The organism is Acinetobacter schindleri (assembly GCF_010918895.1).
Lineage (GTDB): Bacteria > Pseudomonadota > Gammaproteobacteria > Pseudomonadales > Moraxellaceae > Acinetobacter > Acinetobacter schindleri.
The window spans coordinates 1,883,074-1,898,976 of sequence record NZ_CP044483.1 but is presented as its reverse complement, the minus strand read 5'-3'; the positions used below and the strand labels follow the sequence as shown (position 1 = coordinate 1,898,976).

Sequence of the window (15,903 nt, the reverse complement as noted above, 5' to 3'; positions counted from 1 at the left end):
TTATTTCAAGTTTGCCTTGTACTATGCTGAGTTGCAAATGAAAGCACATGAGAAAGCATGAATGAAAAGAACATTGTTGTGCCTGTTTCTGGTTTGGGGAATATCACATAGTTATGCAGCGAGCACTAAGGATTATGTGCGGGCAGTAGAGCGTATCAGCGATGAATATCACCAGCAGTCACGAGATTTTCTGCGCAGTTTAAATCCACAACAACAGAATTTAACTGCAGCACAACAGGTGGAATTTTGTGGGATCGTCAGGCGTTATGTAGATCAGCTTTATCAGGCAACTGATAAAAATCGTGATGCACTAGACTTTCAGCTACAAAAACTGACACGGCAAGATATTGTGGATCAGGTGAAATCTTCAAAAATGATGCAATTACTGCAAAGCAAAAATGTAAATTGTAATTTGTGATTTATTAAAATTAAAAAAGAAATTTGGATTGCTAAGAACTGGCTAGTAATTAAGTCAGTTCAACGCAAATAGAGATTTAAAGCAGGGGATTATGCCAGTTTAGCTTTGATTTTAGCTGAAACTTGTGCAGGATCGGCGCGCCCGGCTATGAGCGGACGCAGAGAATTCATCACCTTACCCATATCTTTCATGCTAGTAGCTTCTTGCGCTGTAATCGCTTGCGCAATGATGGAATCAAGTTCTTCCTCAGTCATAGCTTCTGGTAGAAATTGAGATAGAACCTCAACTTCGGCTTGTTCCTTACTAGCTAAATCTTCTCGACCAGCACCTTCAAAGGCTTTGATCGATTCTTTACGTTGTTTAATTTGCTTTTCAATGACCGCAAGAACCTGAGCGTCGTCAAGTTCTTTGCGCTCATCGACTTCGATTTGCTTAATTGCTGCCTGAAGACTACGAATTACCGTTAACTTAGCCATTTCTTTAGCACGCATTGTTGCTTTCAAAACTTCAGTTATTTGGTTTTTTAAAGTAGTCATTTATTTAGTCCAGGCAGTCAATCACAAATTAATCTTAGTAAAGGCGAGTCGTACGTACTGATTCACGCGCCAATTTCTTTTGGTAGCGTTTAACAGCAGCAGCTTTTTTGCGCTTACGTTCTTGAGTTGGTTTCTCGTAGAATTCACGCTTACGTACGTCAGCAAGAACACCTGCTTTTTCGCATGAACGTTTGAAACGACGGATAGCTACGTCTACTGGTTCGCCTTCTTTCAATTTAACTTGTGGCATGAAGAATCCTCATATCAGTTAGGGTAAGATCTCGGGCTGAATTGCCCTCAATCACAAGTGAAGGTCAGTATTTTACTCATTTACATCTCATATCACAAGTCTATAATAGTTGTCGCAATTGATTTGATACAGGTTATAGGCAGTTTAATGATCGTTTTAGGCTTAGAAACATCGTGTGATGAGACAGGACTCGCGCTTTATGATAGCGAACTGGGTTTACGCGGCCAGGTTCTGCACAGCCAGATTAAACTGCATGCCGAGTATGGTGGTGTAGTTCCTGAACTGGCTTCGCGTGACCATGTGCGTAAGTTAATTCCGCTCATGAATCAGCTGCTTGAACAGAGTGGTGTGAAAAAATCTGAAATTGATGCAGTGGCATATACCCGTGGACCGGGGCTGATGGGTGCGTTAATGACCGGTGCTTTGTTTGGCCGTACCTTGGCTTTTGCGTTGAATAAACCAGCCATTGGTGTACATCATATGGAAGGTCATATGCTGGCACCATTACTTTCGGCAACGCCACCGGAATTTCCGTTCGTGGCTCTTTTGGTGTCAGGTGGCCACTCGCAATTGATGGCCGCTTATGGCATTGGTCAATATGAGCTCCTTGGCGAGTCGATTGATGATGCGGCTGGTGAAGCTTTTGATAAAGTCGCGAAAATGATGGGCTTGCCATATCCAGGTGGTCCGAATATTTCCAAACTGGCTGAACAGGGCGATCCGAATGCATTTGCTTTTCCACGTCCAATGCTGCATCAAGGTTTAGAGTTTTCATTCAGTGGTTTGAAAACTGCAGTTTCTGTGCAAATGAAGAAATTAGGTGATGAAAATCGTGATGCCGATATTGCTGCCAGTTTCCAGGAAGCGATTGTCGATACCTTGGTAAAAAAATCAGTTAAAGCTCTTAAACAAACCGGTTTAAAACGTCTGGTGATTGCGGGTGGTGTCAGTGCTAACAAGCGTTTACGTGAACGCCTAGAGGCTGACTTGGCGAAAATAAAAGCAACTGTGTACTATGCAGAACCGGCTTTATGTACCGACAACGGTGCCATGATTGCCTTTGCCGGTTATCAACGTCTGAAAGCAGGGCAGCAGGATGGATTGGCTGTCACTACGACACCACGTTGGCCGATGACCGAGTTGACGGATCCAGCTCAAGTTTAAGTTAAAAAAATGCCAATCATTAAGATTGGCATTTTTTTAAGCATTGTTTAAGTATTCAATAATCTATCTTAAATAAACTTCAGCTATTGCTACGTTGAGCATCTTTGATAAAGGTACGTGAACTCAAATATATGAAAATTGCTGTAAAGAAGAACGCAACAGGGATAACAAATAATGCGCTATGTAAACCTATAGCTTTAAAATGTTCAGTCATAATCATTGTATTTGACGCCAACATTGCAGCTTGAGAAAAGTGGTCAGACAATGCGCCCACGACGATTGGACCGAAAGCACCGCCTAAAATATACATGCAGGCAAAATAGAGCGCCATGGCTGTTGCGCGTAAATTAGGTTCGACGACATCCTGAATTGCAGGGTAAACGGTCGTGTAATAGTTATATGAAGCCAACCAACCTATGCTGAGTAAGATGACAACAGCAGTAAGGGATTCGTTGCCAAGATATAGAGCAATTGCAATACTAATGGCTGAAATTAATAAACAGATAGCACCAAATACCAGGCGACCACGTGCGAAACGCTGATGAATTTTATCGGCAATTACACCCCCTACAGTTAAACCTATGAGTCCAGTAATTCCGACAATACACCCCGTGGTAACGGCTGACTGAGTCAGGCTTAAACCAAAGTAACGCTGAAATAAGGGTACAAAAAATGAGTTGCCTGCATACACTGCAAAATTGACGCTGAGACCAGATAAAATAATCCAGCGTAGGGTTTTAATTTTCAAAAGTGTACGAATAGGTTGATGAACGGTTTTTGCAACATAGTGTTCACCTTCACTCGCACCGCGTGGTGGTTCTTTGATTATGAAGAAGAAAATAGCCAGTAAAAAACCAGGTATTGCGGCAACAATAAAGGGTGCACGCCAACTGTCAAATGCCTCTGCAATTGCACCGACTGTAAAAAAGGCTAAGATTAAACCTAAAGGTAATCCCAACATAAAAATGCCCATGGCACGTGCGCGTTTTTCGGCCGGGAACAAATCACCGATGAGGGAGTTGGCTGCAGGTGCATAACTTGCTTCACCAATTCCGACCCCCATTCGTACCAAGAAGAAAGACACGAAATTCCATGCGGCAGCATTAAGAGCAGTAAAACCACTCCATGCCATTAAGCCCCATCCGATAATTTTTTTACGCGAGCCTTTATCGGCTAATCGACCAAAGGGTAGTCCTGCAATTGCATAAACTAAAGTAAATGATGCTGCAACAAAGCCCAGTTGTAAGTCACTTAGATTAAATTCAAAACGCAGTGGTTCGATAATGATGGCAGGAATTGTGCGATCAAAAAAATTCAGCATGTTGGCCAGAAATAATAACAATAAAATTTTCCACTTGTTATAAGTTACGGCATTGGCGGGGTTTGGCGATACGGCTTTGACCGTATCAATAAAGTGTTCCTTACTCATCTCATTACATCCTCATGATGTTGCTTTAAGCATTTTTTTGTGTTGCTGATCAATAATTGGATATCTTGTTGTTTTTAGGTTTTTTTAAACGATATATTAATTGTTTAATCCTATATTTTTCATATAAACACAAACGTACTTATAGAGACAAGTATTTTTTACTTTTATGTTTTTTGGAAAATGAGCAGTACAATGAATTTTTTTAGAAAATTTAGATTACGATGTTTCTATATATTTAAATAATAAAATCAATATGATTAACTTGACGGAATATCTATACGATGGAATTGAATCTGTATGAGCAGAACTGGTTAAAGAAAGGCGGAGAATTTGAAGAGAATTCACTCCAACTTCGTCGCAAGTTGCCAAGAGGAACCAATCATCTTCCACCCGAACTGGTTTTACAGTCACAAAAAGAACGTTTGATTGAAGCTGTTGCATTGTGTATTCATCAAAAAGGATATGCTGCGACCAGTGTCAAAGATATTATTCAGCAGGCGAGTGTATCGCGGACAACATTTTATAAATTATTTACCGACAAAGAAGCCTGTTATTTTTACTGTTTTAAAAAGCTCAGCTCTTTACACTTAAAATTACTTGTCCAGACTTATAGTGATCATCAAACAGACTTTCGGCGGGCATTTGAAGTCTCGACATTGGCATTCATACAACAACTTACAGTAAATAAAATTTATGCCAGCGCTTTTTTTGCTTTGGCTCCTTATAGTACTTTGAGCGTAGTGGCAGAGTTAAATGTCGTTAAAGCACATTATGTGAGTTTATTGGTGTATTGGTTTTCTATTCTGCCGAGCCAAATTAGTCGACCTGTATTGCCACAAGATGTTTTTAAAATTGTGATAGAGGGTATTTTTTCTTATATTAGGCAATGGATAATCCAAGGGCAGGAGCAAAGCACTGAAAATGTCCACCATCATGTTTGTTATGTGATTTTTTCAACATTAGGATTGAATGATTGGGCAAAACAACATTTAGAAAAATTAATTTAAGCCCTGATGTATCCTGGGGTAGCTCACCCTCATATATTGAAATTGAGCCAAATATTTCAGGAGAAATAACCCGAATTGTGGATAAGAAATTAACCTGAAAAAAGAAGGAGTAGAGCCATCAGTTAAGTTACCACACCAAACCTATGCTCTAGTCCTAATGTTTAATAGTACCGAATTATTCTGTCTAATTGATAATTTCTTTCTTAAATTCGAAGCAATTTATTGGCAATTCCTTAAGTAAAGCCAGTGGTTATCAAGAATCAGAACAGCTCACTTGAGTATTTCAGAAATCATCTTTATTGCTATTTGGTATAAATACTTTCATTTCAAAGCATTTCTCTCATGACGGAAACAGGATAAAAGACATTTATTTAAAAGTTTACCTTGTTGCCAAAAGGTGAGTCATCTGATCAATATCAATTGGCCCTGCATGCTTTACATGTAGCTTTAACGAAAAATCAATATAGCCAATATTTTCAGATTGATTCAACCAATTTAGATGTCTATAAAAATCAACGGATTCAACGTTATAAATCATTAGCTAGAATTGCTTCTCGTGGTAAAAGCTCAATGGGATAGTTTTATAGCTGCAAATTACATATTGCGATGAATCAATTTGGTGAAATCGCTTGTTCTGCTTCATTCAGTGGGTGTGTTGCTGACATCAAAATAGTTGAAAAACTGGTTAAAGAGAGGGAAGCAAAGTTGTATGGAGATCGTGGCTACATCAGCCAAGAATTGAAGAATAGATTAAAAGACCAGGGTATTGATTTAATTACCTATCCTCGAAAAAATATGCAGTCTATACAGCTTTGCGAATCAGCTGAATATCCCTTACAACGGCGTAATAAAATAGAAACCTTATTCAGTCTATTGAAAGGTCAATACAATTTGGTGACAAGCAGAACAAGAAGTATTTCAGGTTTTTTGAGTGGGATTTATGCATCATTATGTGCCTACCAATTAACTCATCAAAATAAGCTGCAAATTACTTGATAAAATAAGCCGACAATTCAAATTATGGAATCATCGGCTTAAATAGGAGTTGGATTATTTACCAATAATATTGGACCAAAGAATATCATCTACTTTTTCATTAGCGAGATACACTCCAGCTTTCAATGACTGCGGGGAGTCTTGGCTAATCCTGGTGATTAGCTGCGAGTTAAATAAGCCTTTTTGATGCGTTATGCTGACACTACCTTGCTCAGGCAAATGACGATAATTATTTGCCACTATTTCCTTCATGATAAATGGAGTAGAACCTGTATCGAAACTAAAGGTATATCTGAAAGTGGCATCTAAAGGTTGACCGATCACAGTACCCTTTGAATTTAAGGTTCGTATACCATGACTATCGTTGCCAAAGTCATCAACTAAACTAAAGGAATAATCTTTTAATTGTAGGTATTCTCGGCTTTCAGCATTATAAACATCACCTTCTGGCAATTTATTGCTATCTGTTTTTACACGCTGGAAGCTCAGGTTGGAAATATCATAATTACGCTCTCGACCTATGTCTGATTTAGAAGACGTATATTGAATCGAGCCAGAGATCAAGTATTGATCTTTCAAGCTAAAATCCAAGTTATGTCCATAGCGTACATTGTCAAAAAAAACGGTGGTTGTATTGCCATTAGTAATTTGTGTGATTTTAGAACCTGCTAAAAATGTCTTGTCCAGAACAATACAAGTTTCTTTACTTGACTTTAAGGTTAGTGTCTTGGTATTACCATTTGTTGTAACTTCAGCACACGTTAAATTACCAATCTTTATGCTGTTTACTCCAAGATTATAAATCTGCACAGCACGTCCTGTACGACCAAGGGGATAATCAGCAAAAATTTCTCCCACCATATGGGCTAAGGCTTCATTATAGTTATGTGCAAGTTCGCTGGTACCTTCCTGGCCGGTAAGTTTATCTTTGATTTTATCAAGCAAGTCATATTCAGTAAAAGGAACAAAGTCATCAGGTATTTCTGGTGAAATTGCTTCTGGTAAATTTTCTGGCAAGTTGGTTGCTGGCGTCTTGTTACTACTGCTTCCACCGCCGCCGCATGCAATTAATAGAGTACTTAACAGTGCTACGCCACCCACTTTGAATCGAAGTGTCATGATTATTCCCTCAATATCTATTTTTTAAATTTATGTAAATAGATGGTATTTTTCTTGATATATCACTTTTAAGACATAGTGGTTTTTTAAGTTCTAAAGTAATCACTACATCTTAAATTCATGGAAATTATGCATGATTATTGTAGGTTTACAATTTTAGGTAATTAGGATAAAAAGAGTTAATCTTTTGATTATTAATAAGATCAACTTGATGAAATAATTTTTTTATTTAGAGTAAATACTCTAAATATTTTTAATAAACAATTACCTAAGTGCTCATATGAACTTTAGAATTAAGATGAATTTATTAATAATTTGAAAAAGTTAGTGGAGAAATAATGGTAAAATTCAATGTATTTCTTTTGTATTTATTTGTTTTAGTATGTAAGTTTATAAAGTGTGTTTATAAGATAAAAAATCATAAAATTATTTTATATTTGAATAATTTAAGGATTTTTATGCTTATTTTAAAGCTCAGTTTTGTTGAAAATATTTACATAGTGAAACAAAACCGAGCTGATATTTTTTTAATTAAGTCAATTAATTTAAAGTTTTAAGCTGCTGCGAACCAATCCAGTGCTTCGAAAACTGATAAGCGGAACGACCTGAACGTTGACCTCGACCCTGGCACCAACGCAAAGCTTCAGCACGGGCTTCTATAGTCAATTCCATTTCCGCCTTCTCAAGGTAATGCTCTACAATTTCCAGATAAAGATTTTGATCCATCGGGTAAAAAGATAGCCACATACCAAAACGGTCTGATAAAGAAATTTTCTCTTCGATCGCTTCTTGGGGATGTAATTCGGTATATTGTGGAACATCTACTTTAGTAACGGGCGTATTTTCATGCATAAACTCTGGCAGTAAATGACGACGGTTACTGGTTGCATAAATCACAAAATTACTAGAACCGGATTGCAATGAACCATCTAATACACTTTTTAAACTACGGTAATTTTCATCTTCGGCATTAAAGGCCAGGTCATCACAATAAACAATGAACTTTTCCGGACGGTCGGCAATGAGTTTCTGGATTTCGGGCAAATCTGATAAATCATCACGTTCAATTTCAATCAGACGTAAGCCTTGATCAGCATATTCAGTGAGCAGGGCACGAACAATAGAGGACTTACCCGTACCACGCGAACCGGTGAGCAGTACATCATTGGCAGGCAGGTTATTTAGAAATTGTAAGGTATTCTGAATCACTTTCTCTTTTTGCTTTTCAATTCCTTTCAAATCAGCCAGTTGAATCGCTCTCAGTTTATAAATTGGTTTGAGTTGGCCATCTTGCCATTTGTAGGCATAAGCAGAGAAATCCGGTACGGTTTTAACTTCCGGCAGGCTTTGCTGAAGCTGCTGAAGGACAGTAGAAAGGGCATTTAAAATATGGTCGGGTAAATCAATTGTAGCCATGATCTCAGATTACGCATTTAAATTATGCTCATGATACTACCACTGCAAAAAAAGCAGTCAAAGCTAGAAAAATGTTATAATTTGCCCAAGAAAGGAGATTTTTCGCTATTGTCCCGCACGTATGATCTGCTTAATTTAAGTATGTGACAGATCTTGTAGCAGCAAAAATAAACATAAGGATCACGCATAGCATGTTGTTAACAGATTTTACTCATCAGATTAATCCTCATCAGGCTTATCGCATCAAGAAATTAAAGCAACAATTGCAGACTGCGGAAACTTATGAGGAGTGGAAATGCATTGCGTTAAAACTGGATGAAGAATCAGGTGCGCAGGAATGGAAGCTTGATAATTCTTCCGATTATTTTGATGCAGAAGTGATCTCTCATCGTTTGGGTAAACTTCGACGATACCGTCTGCAAAAGCGTACTCGTGATTTGATGCATATCTTGCGAGAAGGGCTCAGTTATGACATTGCCAATATCGCGCATCCTTTATTATTTATAGAAACGTATGTTGGCACTAAAAAAATTATTGAAGATTATGTTGAAGAAGTAAGTAAAGGACTGGCTTATATCGCTTCGCAAGAATGTGAATGTCTGACGCTCGAAGAAAAAATAGAATATTTTGAACGTTGCCAGCGTGCTTATGGTCAGCCAGCACTGATGTTTTCTGGCGGTTCAACGCTGGGACTATTTCATACTGGTGTGTGTAAGGCGTTAATGGAACAGGATTTGATGCCGAAAGTGGTATCGGGCTCGAGTGCTGGTGCCATCATGACAGCCATGTTGGGGGTATCCAAGCCATCTGAATATCCAGATATTCTTCAGGGACACAATTTCTTTAATGAGGCCTTTCATTTTCGGAATTTCCGTGAGTTGATGAAGGGTAATGGCGGTCTGGCAGATGTGAAATACCTAAAAAAATTCCTGATTGAAAATTTAGGTAATCTCACTTTTGATGAAGCCCTTAAAAAATCAGGCTTACATATTAATGTTGCCGTTGCACCTTATGATGCGACTCAAGATGCACGGATTATGAATGCTTATACTGCACCGGATCTATTGGTCTGGAGTGCAGTACTCGCATCCTGTGCTGTACCGATTCTATTTCCACCTGTGCGCCTGACCAGTAAGCGGAATGATGGCAAATTCACACCCTATATGTCCTCGACACGTTGGGTCGATGGTAGTGTACGCAGTGATTTCCCACAGGAGAAAATGGCACGGCTGTACAATATTAACTATACCATCGCCAGTCAGGTGAACCCGCACATTGTGCCTTTCATGCAGGACGATGCAGCTCGATTCCGTAAGGATATGCTGAGCTGGCCACAACGAATTGCACGACGCCAAGGTAAGGTGTTTGCCAAAGGCATGATGGACTTTACCCGTGAGCGGGTGGGAAGTGTACCGCCTGTACGCCGTTTGCTGGACCATGGTTATGGTGTAGTCGATCAGCGTTATTATGGTGATGTGAATATTGTCGGCAAATATGGTCTGCGTCATTATACTTATATGTTGCAAAACCCGCGGCCACACCTGTTTAAAATCCTGCAACGTGAAGGCGAACGTGCCACCTGGCCGAAAATTTCCATGATTGAAACCCAGGAGCGGGTAGGGAAAACCATACAGCATTGTCTGGAACTTTTAACCTATCAACATGCACCTGAACAGCAGAAAGAAGAATATATTCCAGTTGATATCTAGTCATGACTTAAACCAGATAAAATTTGAACTCAACACAAAGCCGCGAAGTCTGGCTTTTGGCCGTCGGCTCTATAAAGGCAGTTTGGATGGAGAAATTTACTGGCTTAAGGTGCAAGCGAAAAACTCAACTGTATATAGTCAGCATGGTTTTAAAAATGAATTCGGTTTTTATCAGCATTTATATAATAATTCACTAGCCAAATTTCTGGCGCCGCATTTACTGATTAATTCAGACATCACTATTGGGGGTGAAACTTTTCAGCAGGGCATCTTGCTACAGGATTGTCCTTCTCATTTTGCGATTGATCCGGCTGATTTAAGCGTGTCTGAGATTCAGAAACATTTGCTTGCAGCCTTGGATGCTGTGATGCAGTTATATCAATATGGTTATCTACATCATGATTTAAAAGCAGAACATTTTGTCCAGTGCAACGGGCGGGTCTGTTTGATTGATTTTGAACAGGCACATCGAATCTCGGATGAATCACCTCGAACATTAGATGCAACACCACGTTATATGGCGCCAGAATTATTTCACGCCGAAGCAAAAACGATTCAATCGGATATTTATGCATTAGGAATCATCTGGCTGGAATGGTTAAGTCAGACACGACTTAGTGCTGGAAATTATGAGGATTGGGCTTATCTACACTGTCAACGATTGGAAATTAATCTTCCAAAAAAATTTAGGTCTTTTCAAACTGTGTTAAAAGGTATGCTTGCTCGGCATAAGTCGGCTAGGGTTGCTGATTTTGAAGAGATTAAAGCTGCTTTGTTAATTGTAATCGACTGATAAAAATACAAAAATCAATACTTTGTTTTTTATTTAATCAAATGATAAGCGTTTTATGAAAAAGTTCTTGTCAGGCTAAAATGATCTCTATAATATACACAGCCATCGGGGACGTGGCGAAATTGGTAGACGCACTGGATTTAGGTTCCAGCGCCGCGAGGTGTGAGAGTTCGAGTCTCTCCGTCCCCACCAAATTTACTTATGAGAATAAGTAGAGATGGTCGAGTAGAGGATTGGTGTAATGGTAGCATGACGGTCTCCAAAACCGTTCGTCAAGGTTCGAATCCTTGATCCTCTGCCATTAAAGTTTGAGAAATCCAGCGATAAGTTGGTACCCGATGGGGACGTGGCGAAATTGGTAGACGCACTGGATTTAGGTTCCAGCGCCGCGAGGTGTGAGAGTTCGAGTCTCTCCGTCCCCACCACTCAAAAGAGACAAGGTTGATGCCTTGTTTTTTTTCGCCTGAAATTTAATGGCAAGCTTTTTATCTCTGATTCAGTTTTTGAAAAAAAACATACGGTTCTTTTAAACTCTATATCGATTATCCAGAAAAAAGCCAAAGAGTTTAATGCATAAAAAGATACTCTTGCTCACTTGCAGATAGAAAAGGGTAGCCAGTTTTTATAAAGAATCCAGTTGGTAAAAAGAGCCAAGATTTATTGTGTTTTTTAAATTAATAATGATTAACCATCTGTATTATTACTTATGTAAGCGCACTCAAAATGGGGCAATTGAAAAAATCTGAATGAATAAAAGTTTTTGGATCAAATTGTTTTTAATTTTTAAAATTTGACTATCAAAATGCTTGGATGAGTTAATTGCTTAATTTTTGATTAAATAAGGCTTTATTGCTTATTTAAGCGCTTGTCAATAAAGCTTGATCTCTATAATATACAGTTCAGCGGGGATATGGCGGAATTGGTAGACGCACTGTGTTCAGGTCGCAGCGCCTTCTGGGCGTGAGAGTTCGAGTCTCTCTATCCCCACCAAATTTAAAAAAACAAGGTTGAATACCTTGTTTTTTTTTGCCTGAAATTTGGCAGAGTAGATGAATGAGTCTTTATTAGACCAAGTGATTGGAATTGAAACTATAAGGAAACCTTTGATTCACTATATTTAAGTAAACGAGCAGAGGAGACAGAAAAATGATTGCAATGAATCGATTTATAGAAAAAGAATAAAAATGATGCATTTCTCTTTATTAATTTGATGAAAAATAAAAAAATAGATTTAACTGCTTAATTTATAGCAGATTAGACTCTAATTGCATGTAAAGTGGCTTGTCAAAGGGAAATGATCTCTATAATATACACAGCCATCGGGGACGTGGCGAAATTGGTAGACGCACTGGATTTAGGTTCCAGCGCCGCGAGGTGTGAGAGTTCGAGTCTCTCCGTCCCCACCAAATTTACTTATGAGAATAAGTAGAGATGGTCGAGTAGAGGATTGGTGTAATGGTAGCATGACGGTCTCCAAAACCGTTCGTCAAGGTTCGAATCCTTGATCCTCTGCCATTAAAGTTTGAGAAATCCAGCGATAAGTTGGTAGCCGATGGGGACGTGGCGAAATTGGTAGACGCACTGGATTTAGGTTCCAGCGCCGCGAGGTGTGAGAGTTCGAGTCTCTCCGTCCCCACCACTCAAAAGAGACAAGGTTGATGCCTTGTTTTTTTTCGCCTGAAATTTTATAGCTATAAAAAAAAGCCCATCGAAATGGGCTAGCTTGGCGTTAACTTAAGATGTTTGAATTGATCTTTCGCGTTAAAAAGTGACGCAAATTAAGCTTTCAAATGGTCTTCGAATTCTTCACCCAATTGCATTGCAAGGGTATTACCAGAGAGATCACAGGTCACCAGACCATATTCTTTTTTAAAACTAAATGTAAAACCACGGTTGTCTGCCAAGGTACGTACGGAATACCCCAATTTTTCAAGCCATAGACGGAATGCCAGAAGATTTTTTGCTTTCACCACTTTTTTCACGAGATAACTCCTTCATCACTGTTCCTTAATAAATTAGGGTGAATAAAAAATTTTTAAAGGGGGAAATTTTAAAAATTCTTTAAATTTCCTGAAAATGCTTTTTTTATAGACAAATAATTGGATGAACTTTCACTAATAAATAGCTAAATTTATGATTTATGAATGCTTTTGGATGTTGTAACTAAATATTAGAAATCGCACTCTGATTGACTAAAATTTAAGCATAATAAAGTTTTGAGTATGTTGCAGCTAGGGGGAGTCTACAACTGATCGAATTGTTATTCATTTCAATTTGGGTAAAGATTGCAGCAATCATCTGATTGACCATTTTTTTGCAATAAGTGGTCCTCGATCAATGTGTAGAATAATTTATACTTGCAAAAAATAGTGAGTCTGAATATGACACAAGTAAATATTGAACAATATGTAAAGGATTGCATTGAACGTATGCAGCAAGAGGATCAGACACCGGTTGCTGTCATGTTGGGACATGAGGACTGGATTGAATTTACCGTACAGTCTCAAGTGGCATATACGCCATTCGGGAGCGCAAGACGTTATCAGCCAGCACTGGGCGGTTTATTACTGGTTCGGGTGGATGAAATGCATGCTTTACGCGTTGCGACCCAAGCAGAGCTGGATGCCTACGCGCAAAGCAATCAGATTCTCTAAAATCCTAATTAGAAATTGTCTTTCAAGGTTCTTAAACGGGCAAATTCTTCAACGCTGTCTGCACGCAAGAAAGGATTGGTTTTAAGTTCAATTTCAATCGTGCTGGGTAAGGTGCATTGACCTAGCATTCTCAGACGTTCGACCTGTTCATGGCGCTCCTGAATTTCCAGATTATCTGGTTCTGCATGCAGTGCAAACTGGGCATTGGAAAGTGTATATTCATGTGTACAGTACACCTTGGTGCGCGGGGGGAATGCAGCCAGACGGGATAGAGAGTGGTACATCTGTTCAAAAGTACCTTCAAACACCCGGCCACAGCCCATCGCAAACAGGGTATCACCGCAGAACAGCACATCTAGCACATCAATAAAGTAGACAATGTGGCCTAAAGTGTGTCCCGGTACACTGATGATGCTGACATCGATACCATGAAAAGCGAATTCATCATCATGATCCAGAGGATGGCTGATGAATGGAATCTTACTCAATTCCTCACGAGGACCATATACCGGAATGTTTTTATCCTGAATCAGTTCGGGTACACCGCCAATATGGTCTTTATGCCAGTGGGTTAACCAGATTTGTGCCAGTTCAAGCCCATGCTGCTGGCAATATTCCTGTACCAGTCCGGCTTCTGTGGGATCAACAGCCACGGCCTGTTTGGAGTCTGTATGTTCCAGCAGCCAGATATAATTCTGTAAGTTATTTTTGACGTCTATACAGTGAATTTTGAAAGGCATCATTTCAGTTAAACCGTTCGAAGTTATTTAGTAAATTAGCATAATTACCCGGCATATGCAGATGCTGGATCGATGTTTATGGATGATTCATGTATCTGATTTTAAGAGTGTATAGGTTGGGTGATCAGTCTATATCATCCGCTGAAACCGGATCACCAATGCTATAAAAATGCCCCCCTGCAATATGGTGAATGCTGCGCCATTCACGCTCCACGTCCTGATAATACCAGTGTCCATCACGGAACACGCGCTCGTCAGCATAAGCCGCAATGACCTTGCCAATAAACAGGTCATGAGTTTGCTGATTATGGGGTTCAGGAATCAGTTCACACAGCAGCCAGGCTGCACAACCACTTACAACCGGAATGTCTGACTGATCAAACTGGAACAGTTCCACACCACATTGTTCTAACTTATCAGGTTGATCATGCATGCTGATCGTTCCAACAGCTTGCACCATGTTCAGCTGTTTAAGCGTGGGAACTTGCAAAGCAAAGTAGCCAGAATTTTCAATAATTTTGCTGGTTTTGGTACTTTTATCTAAAACTACAGTGACTTTAGCTGGTTGGAATTCTAGTGCACAAGCCCAGGCTGCGGCCATAACATCCGTATTTTCCTGATCTCTGGCAGAGACCAGCACCGTTGGACCATGATTGAGCAAACGATAGGATTTTTCCAAGGGTACAGCTTTCAGATGGGGATTAGACATTGCAAACCTTAAAATAAACAAATGTACGTGCTAAAAATTATGCACTTATTGGCTTATTAACATATATAAATTTTTTTGGCGAAAAAAGCTTTTAAACTAAAGCGCTAAACAAAAGGAGTTTAAGCAATGAAAATGTATCAAGTGGATGCGTTCACTACGGAGCTGTTCAAGGGCAATCCCGCTGCGGTGATTGTGCAGGATGAGTGGCTGGATGAGAGCCTGATGCAAAACATTGCGCTGGAAAATAATTTATCTGAAACTGCCTTTGTGAAGACCATTGATGCAGAAAACTATGAAATTCGCTGGTTTACGCCAACGAAAGAAGTTGATTTCTGTGGGCATGCGACCCTGGCCAGCAGCTTTGTATTATTTCTGGATTATACCTCGCATAAAACCATTCGATTTCATGTAAAAAATCTCGGTATTTTTACAGTTAGTCAAGATGAAGATGGAAAAATCCGTATGAACTTCCCGATCCGTCGGGCAGTTTTGGTCGATGAATATCCTGCTATGTTGCGTGGAGCTTTGACCAAATCTTTTAAAAATGTCTATTTAAATGAACAGGCCTATATTATCGAATATGAGTCGGTACAGGATGTGCTGGATGAGACTCCGGATTTTGAATTACTGAAACAGGTCAATGACCGCCGTACCGCGATTACAGCGACTGGCGCCTTGCTGGATGTCGCCTTAACGGCGGGTGCAGAACAGTATGACTGTGTATCGCGTTATTTCGCGCCAAGTAATGGCATTAATGAAGATCCGGTGACAGGTTCAATTCATACCGGAATCGTACCGATCTGGGCAGAAAAACTCGGAAAACAGCAGCTGGTTGTTTATCAGGGATCAAGCCGGGGTGGTGTGCTGTATTGCGAGATGCAGGATAATGACCGGATTGAAATTTCAGGTTATGGCAAGCTGTATATGAAAGCTGAAATTCTGCTTTAATCAGATAGAATATCT

General features: G+C 39.5%; 15 protein-coding genes, 7 tRNA genes and 1 pseudogene. 15 read left to right on the top strand and 8 right to left on the bottom strand.

Annotated features, from left to right (window positions below; translation table 11 throughout):
* The first annotated feature begins 61 nt into the window (after positions 1-61).
* Positions 62-418 (top strand): hypothetical protein, encoded by a 357-nt coding sequence (locus FSC11_RS09250; RefSeq protein ID WP_004894196.1) that lies wholly within the window; start codon positions 62-64, stop codon positions 416-418.
* An 89-nt stretch (positions 419-507) separates the two neighbouring features.
* Here the strand turns inward: FSC11_RS09250 and FSC11_RS09245 are convergent, their stop codons facing one another.
* Together FSC11_RS09245 and rpsU are read right to left on the bottom strand one after the other, a co-directional pair.
* Positions 508-954 (bottom strand): GatB/YqeY domain-containing protein, encoded by a 447-nt coding sequence (locus tag FSC11_RS09245; protein WP_004812350.1) that lies wholly within the window; start codon positions 952-954, stop codon positions 508-510.
* Positions 955-988: 34 nt separating this feature from the next.
* On the bottom strand, positions 989-1,204 hold the full coding sequence (rpsU, locus tag FSC11_RS09240) for a 30S ribosomal protein S21 (RefSeq protein ID WP_001136722.1): 216 nt from the start codon (positions 1,202-1,204) through the stop codon (positions 989-991).
* Positions 1,205-1,351: 147 nt separating this feature from the next.
* On the opposite strand from rpsU, the gene tsaD reads away from it, so the two are divergent.
* Positions 1,352-2,368: a tRNA (adenosine(37)-N6)-threonylcarbamoyltransferase complex transferase subunit TsaD gene (gene tsaD, locus FSC11_RS09235; protein ID WP_163166520.1), complete on the top strand. Its 1,017-nt coding sequence runs from the start codon at positions 1,352-1,354 to the stop codon at positions 2,366-2,368.
* A 79-nt stretch (positions 2,369-2,447) separates the two neighbouring features.
* On the opposite strand, the gene FSC11_RS09230 is transcribed toward tsaD, so the two are convergent.
* Positions 2,448-3,797, bottom strand: coding sequence for a spinster family MFS transporter (locus FSC11_RS09230; RefSeq protein ID WP_163166518.1), 1,350 nt, complete (start codon positions 3,795-3,797; stop codon positions 2,448-2,450).
* Between the two features lie 281 nt (positions 3,798-4,078).
* On the opposite strand from FSC11_RS09230, the gene FSC11_RS09225 reads away from it, so the two are divergent.
* The gene (locus FSC11_RS09225) at positions 4,079-4,804 is read left to right on the top strand and encodes a TetR/AcrR family transcriptional regulator (RefSeq protein WP_163166516.1); all 726 of its coding nucleotides are present in this window, start codon (positions 4,079-4,081) and stop codon (positions 4,802-4,804) included.
* A gap of 157 nt (positions 4,805-4,961) precedes the next feature.
* Positions 4,962-5,800, top strand: a pseudogene (locus FSC11_RS09220) (IS982 family transposase).
* A gap of 54 nt (positions 5,801-5,854) precedes the next feature.
* Here FSC11_RS09220 and FSC11_RS09215 read toward each other — a convergent pair.
* A complete protein-coding gene (locus FSC11_RS09215) occupies positions 5,855-6,919 on the bottom strand; it encodes a hypothetical protein (RefSeq protein WP_163166514.1) in 1,065 nt (354 codons plus the stop codon).
* Between the two features lie 540 nt (positions 6,920-7,459).
* Complete coding sequence (locus FSC11_RS09210) at positions 7,460-8,335, bottom strand: ATP-binding protein (protein ID WP_163166512.1); 876 nt, start codon at positions 8,333-8,335, stop codon at positions 7,460-7,462.
* Positions 8,336-8,526: 191 nt separating this feature from the next.
* Between FSC11_RS09210 and FSC11_RS09205 the strand changes: the two genes are divergently transcribed.
* The 9 genes from FSC11_RS09205 to FSC11_RS09165 all read left to right on the top strand — a co-directional run bounded on the left by FSC11_RS09205 (position 8,527) and on the right by FSC11_RS09165 (position 12,476).
* Positions 8,527-10,044, top strand: coding sequence for a DUF3336 domain-containing protein (locus tag FSC11_RS09205; protein WP_004812363.1), 1,518 nt, complete (start codon positions 8,527-8,529; stop codon positions 10,042-10,044).
* Entirely contained in the window at positions 10,034-10,837 is an 804-nt protein-coding gene (locus FSC11_RS09200) for a protein kinase domain-containing protein (protein ID WP_227590974.1), read from the top strand. Before FSC11_RS09205 ends, FSC11_RS09200 begins: the two co-directional genes overlap by 11 nt.
* 107 nt (positions 10,838-10,944) lie before the next feature.
* Positions 10,945-11,029 (top strand) — tRNA-Leu (locus FSC11_RS09195).
* Positions 11,030-11,064: 35 nt separating this feature from the next.
* Positions 11,065-11,138: transfer RNA gene (locus tag FSC11_RS09190), tRNA-Trp, on the top strand.
* 39 nt (positions 11,139-11,177) lie between these two features.
* Positions 11,178-11,262 (top strand) — tRNA-Leu (locus tag FSC11_RS09185).
* 479 nt (positions 11,263-11,741) lie between these two features.
* Positions 11,742-11,827, top strand: a tRNA-Leu gene (locus FSC11_RS09180).
* A gap of 331 nt (positions 11,828-12,158) precedes the next feature.
* Positions 12,159-12,243 (top strand) — tRNA-Leu (locus FSC11_RS09175).
* Between the two features lie 35 nt (positions 12,244-12,278).
* Positions 12,279-12,352 (top strand) — tRNA-Trp (locus FSC11_RS09170).
* A 39-nt stretch (positions 12,353-12,391) separates the two neighbouring features.
* Positions 12,392-12,476 (top strand) — tRNA-Leu (locus FSC11_RS09165).
* A 139-nt stretch (positions 12,477-12,615) separates the two neighbouring features.
* On the opposite strand, the gene FSC11_RS09160 is transcribed toward FSC11_RS09165, so the two are convergent.
* Positions 12,616-12,819, bottom strand: a complete 204-nt coding sequence (locus FSC11_RS09160) for a hypothetical protein (RefSeq protein ID WP_004812366.1) — start codon at positions 12,817-12,819, stop codon at positions 12,616-12,618.
* Positions 12,820-13,218: 399 nt separating this feature from the next.
* Here FSC11_RS09160 and FSC11_RS09155 point away from each other — a divergent pair, with 399 nt between their 5' ends.
* Positions 13,219-13,491, top strand: a complete 273-nt coding sequence (locus tag FSC11_RS09155; RefSeq protein WP_004894218.1) for a hypothetical protein — start codon at positions 13,219-13,221, stop codon at positions 13,489-13,491.
* 8 nt (positions 13,492-13,499) lie between these two features.
* Here the strand turns inward: FSC11_RS09155 and gloB are convergent, their stop codons facing one another.
* Positions 13,500-14,234 carry a hydroxyacylglutathione hydrolase gene (gene gloB, locus FSC11_RS09150; protein ID WP_163166508.1) on the bottom strand — a complete coding sequence of 245 codons (735 nt, stop codon included), beginning with the start codon at positions 14,232-14,234 and terminating at the stop codon, positions 13,500-13,502.
* Between the two features lie 121 nt (positions 14,235-14,355).
* A complete protein-coding gene (locus tag FSC11_RS09145) occupies positions 14,356-14,940 on the bottom strand; it encodes a flavin reductase family protein (protein ID WP_163166506.1) in 585 nt (194 codons plus the stop codon).
* 126 nt (positions 14,941-15,066) lie between these two features.
* Between FSC11_RS09145 and FSC11_RS09140 the strand changes: the two genes are divergently transcribed.
* A complete protein-coding gene (locus FSC11_RS09140) occupies positions 15,067-15,888 on the top strand; it encodes a PhzF family phenazine biosynthesis protein (RefSeq protein WP_163166503.1) in 822 nt (273 codons plus the stop codon).
* Positions 15,889-15,903 lie beyond the last annotated feature (15 nt).

Bases quoted from the DNA above. Each gene is read 5' to 3' on its own strand.
- rpsU (WP_001136722.1), bottom strand. From the start codon at position 1,204: ATGCCACAAGTTAAATTGAAAGAAGGCGAACCAGTAGACGTAGCTATC.
- FSC11_RS09250 (WP_004894196.1), top strand. From the start codon at position 62: ATGAAAAGAACATTGTTGTGCCTGTTTCTGGTTTGGGGAATATCACAT.
- FSC11_RS09215 (WP_163166514.1), bottom strand. From the start codon at position 6,919: ATGACACTTCGATTCAAAGTGGGTGGCGTAGCACTGTTAAGTACTCTA.
- FSC11_RS09225 (WP_163166516.1), top strand. From the start codon at position 4,079: ATGGAATTGAATCTGTATGAGCAGAACTGGTTAAAGAAAGGCGGAGAA.
- FSC11_RS09210 (WP_163166512.1), bottom strand. From the start codon at position 8,335: ATGGCTACAATTGATTTACCCGACCATATTTTAAATGCCCTTTCTACT.
- FSC11_RS09205 (WP_004812363.1), top strand. From the start codon at position 8,527: ATGTTGTTAACAGATTTTACTCATCAGATTAATCCTCATCAGGCTTAT.
- FSC11_RS09245 (WP_004812350.1), bottom strand. From the start codon at position 954: ATGACTACTTTAAAAAACCAAATAACTGAAGTTTTGAAAGCAACAATG.
- FSC11_RS09155 (WP_004894218.1), top strand. From the start codon at position 13,219: ATGACACAAGTAAATATTGAACAATATGTAAAGGATTGCATTGAACGT.
- tsaD (WP_163166520.1), top strand. From the start codon at position 1,352: ATGATCGTTTTAGGCTTAGAAACATCGTGTGATGAGACAGGACTCGCG.
- FSC11_RS09140 (WP_163166503.1), top strand. From the start codon at position 15,067: ATGAAAATGTATCAAGTGGATGCGTTCACTACGGAGCTGTTCAAGGGC.
- FSC11_RS09230 (WP_163166518.1), bottom strand. From the start codon at position 3,797: ATGAGTAAGGAACACTTTATTGATACGGTCAAAGCCGTATCGCCAAAC.
- FSC11_RS09145 (WP_163166506.1), bottom strand. From the start codon at position 14,940: ATGTCTAATCCCCATCTGAAAGCTGTACCCTTGGAAAAATCCTATCGT.
- gloB (WP_163166508.1), bottom strand. From the start codon at position 14,234: ATGATGCCTTTCAAAATTCACTGTATAGACGTCAAAAATAACTTACAG.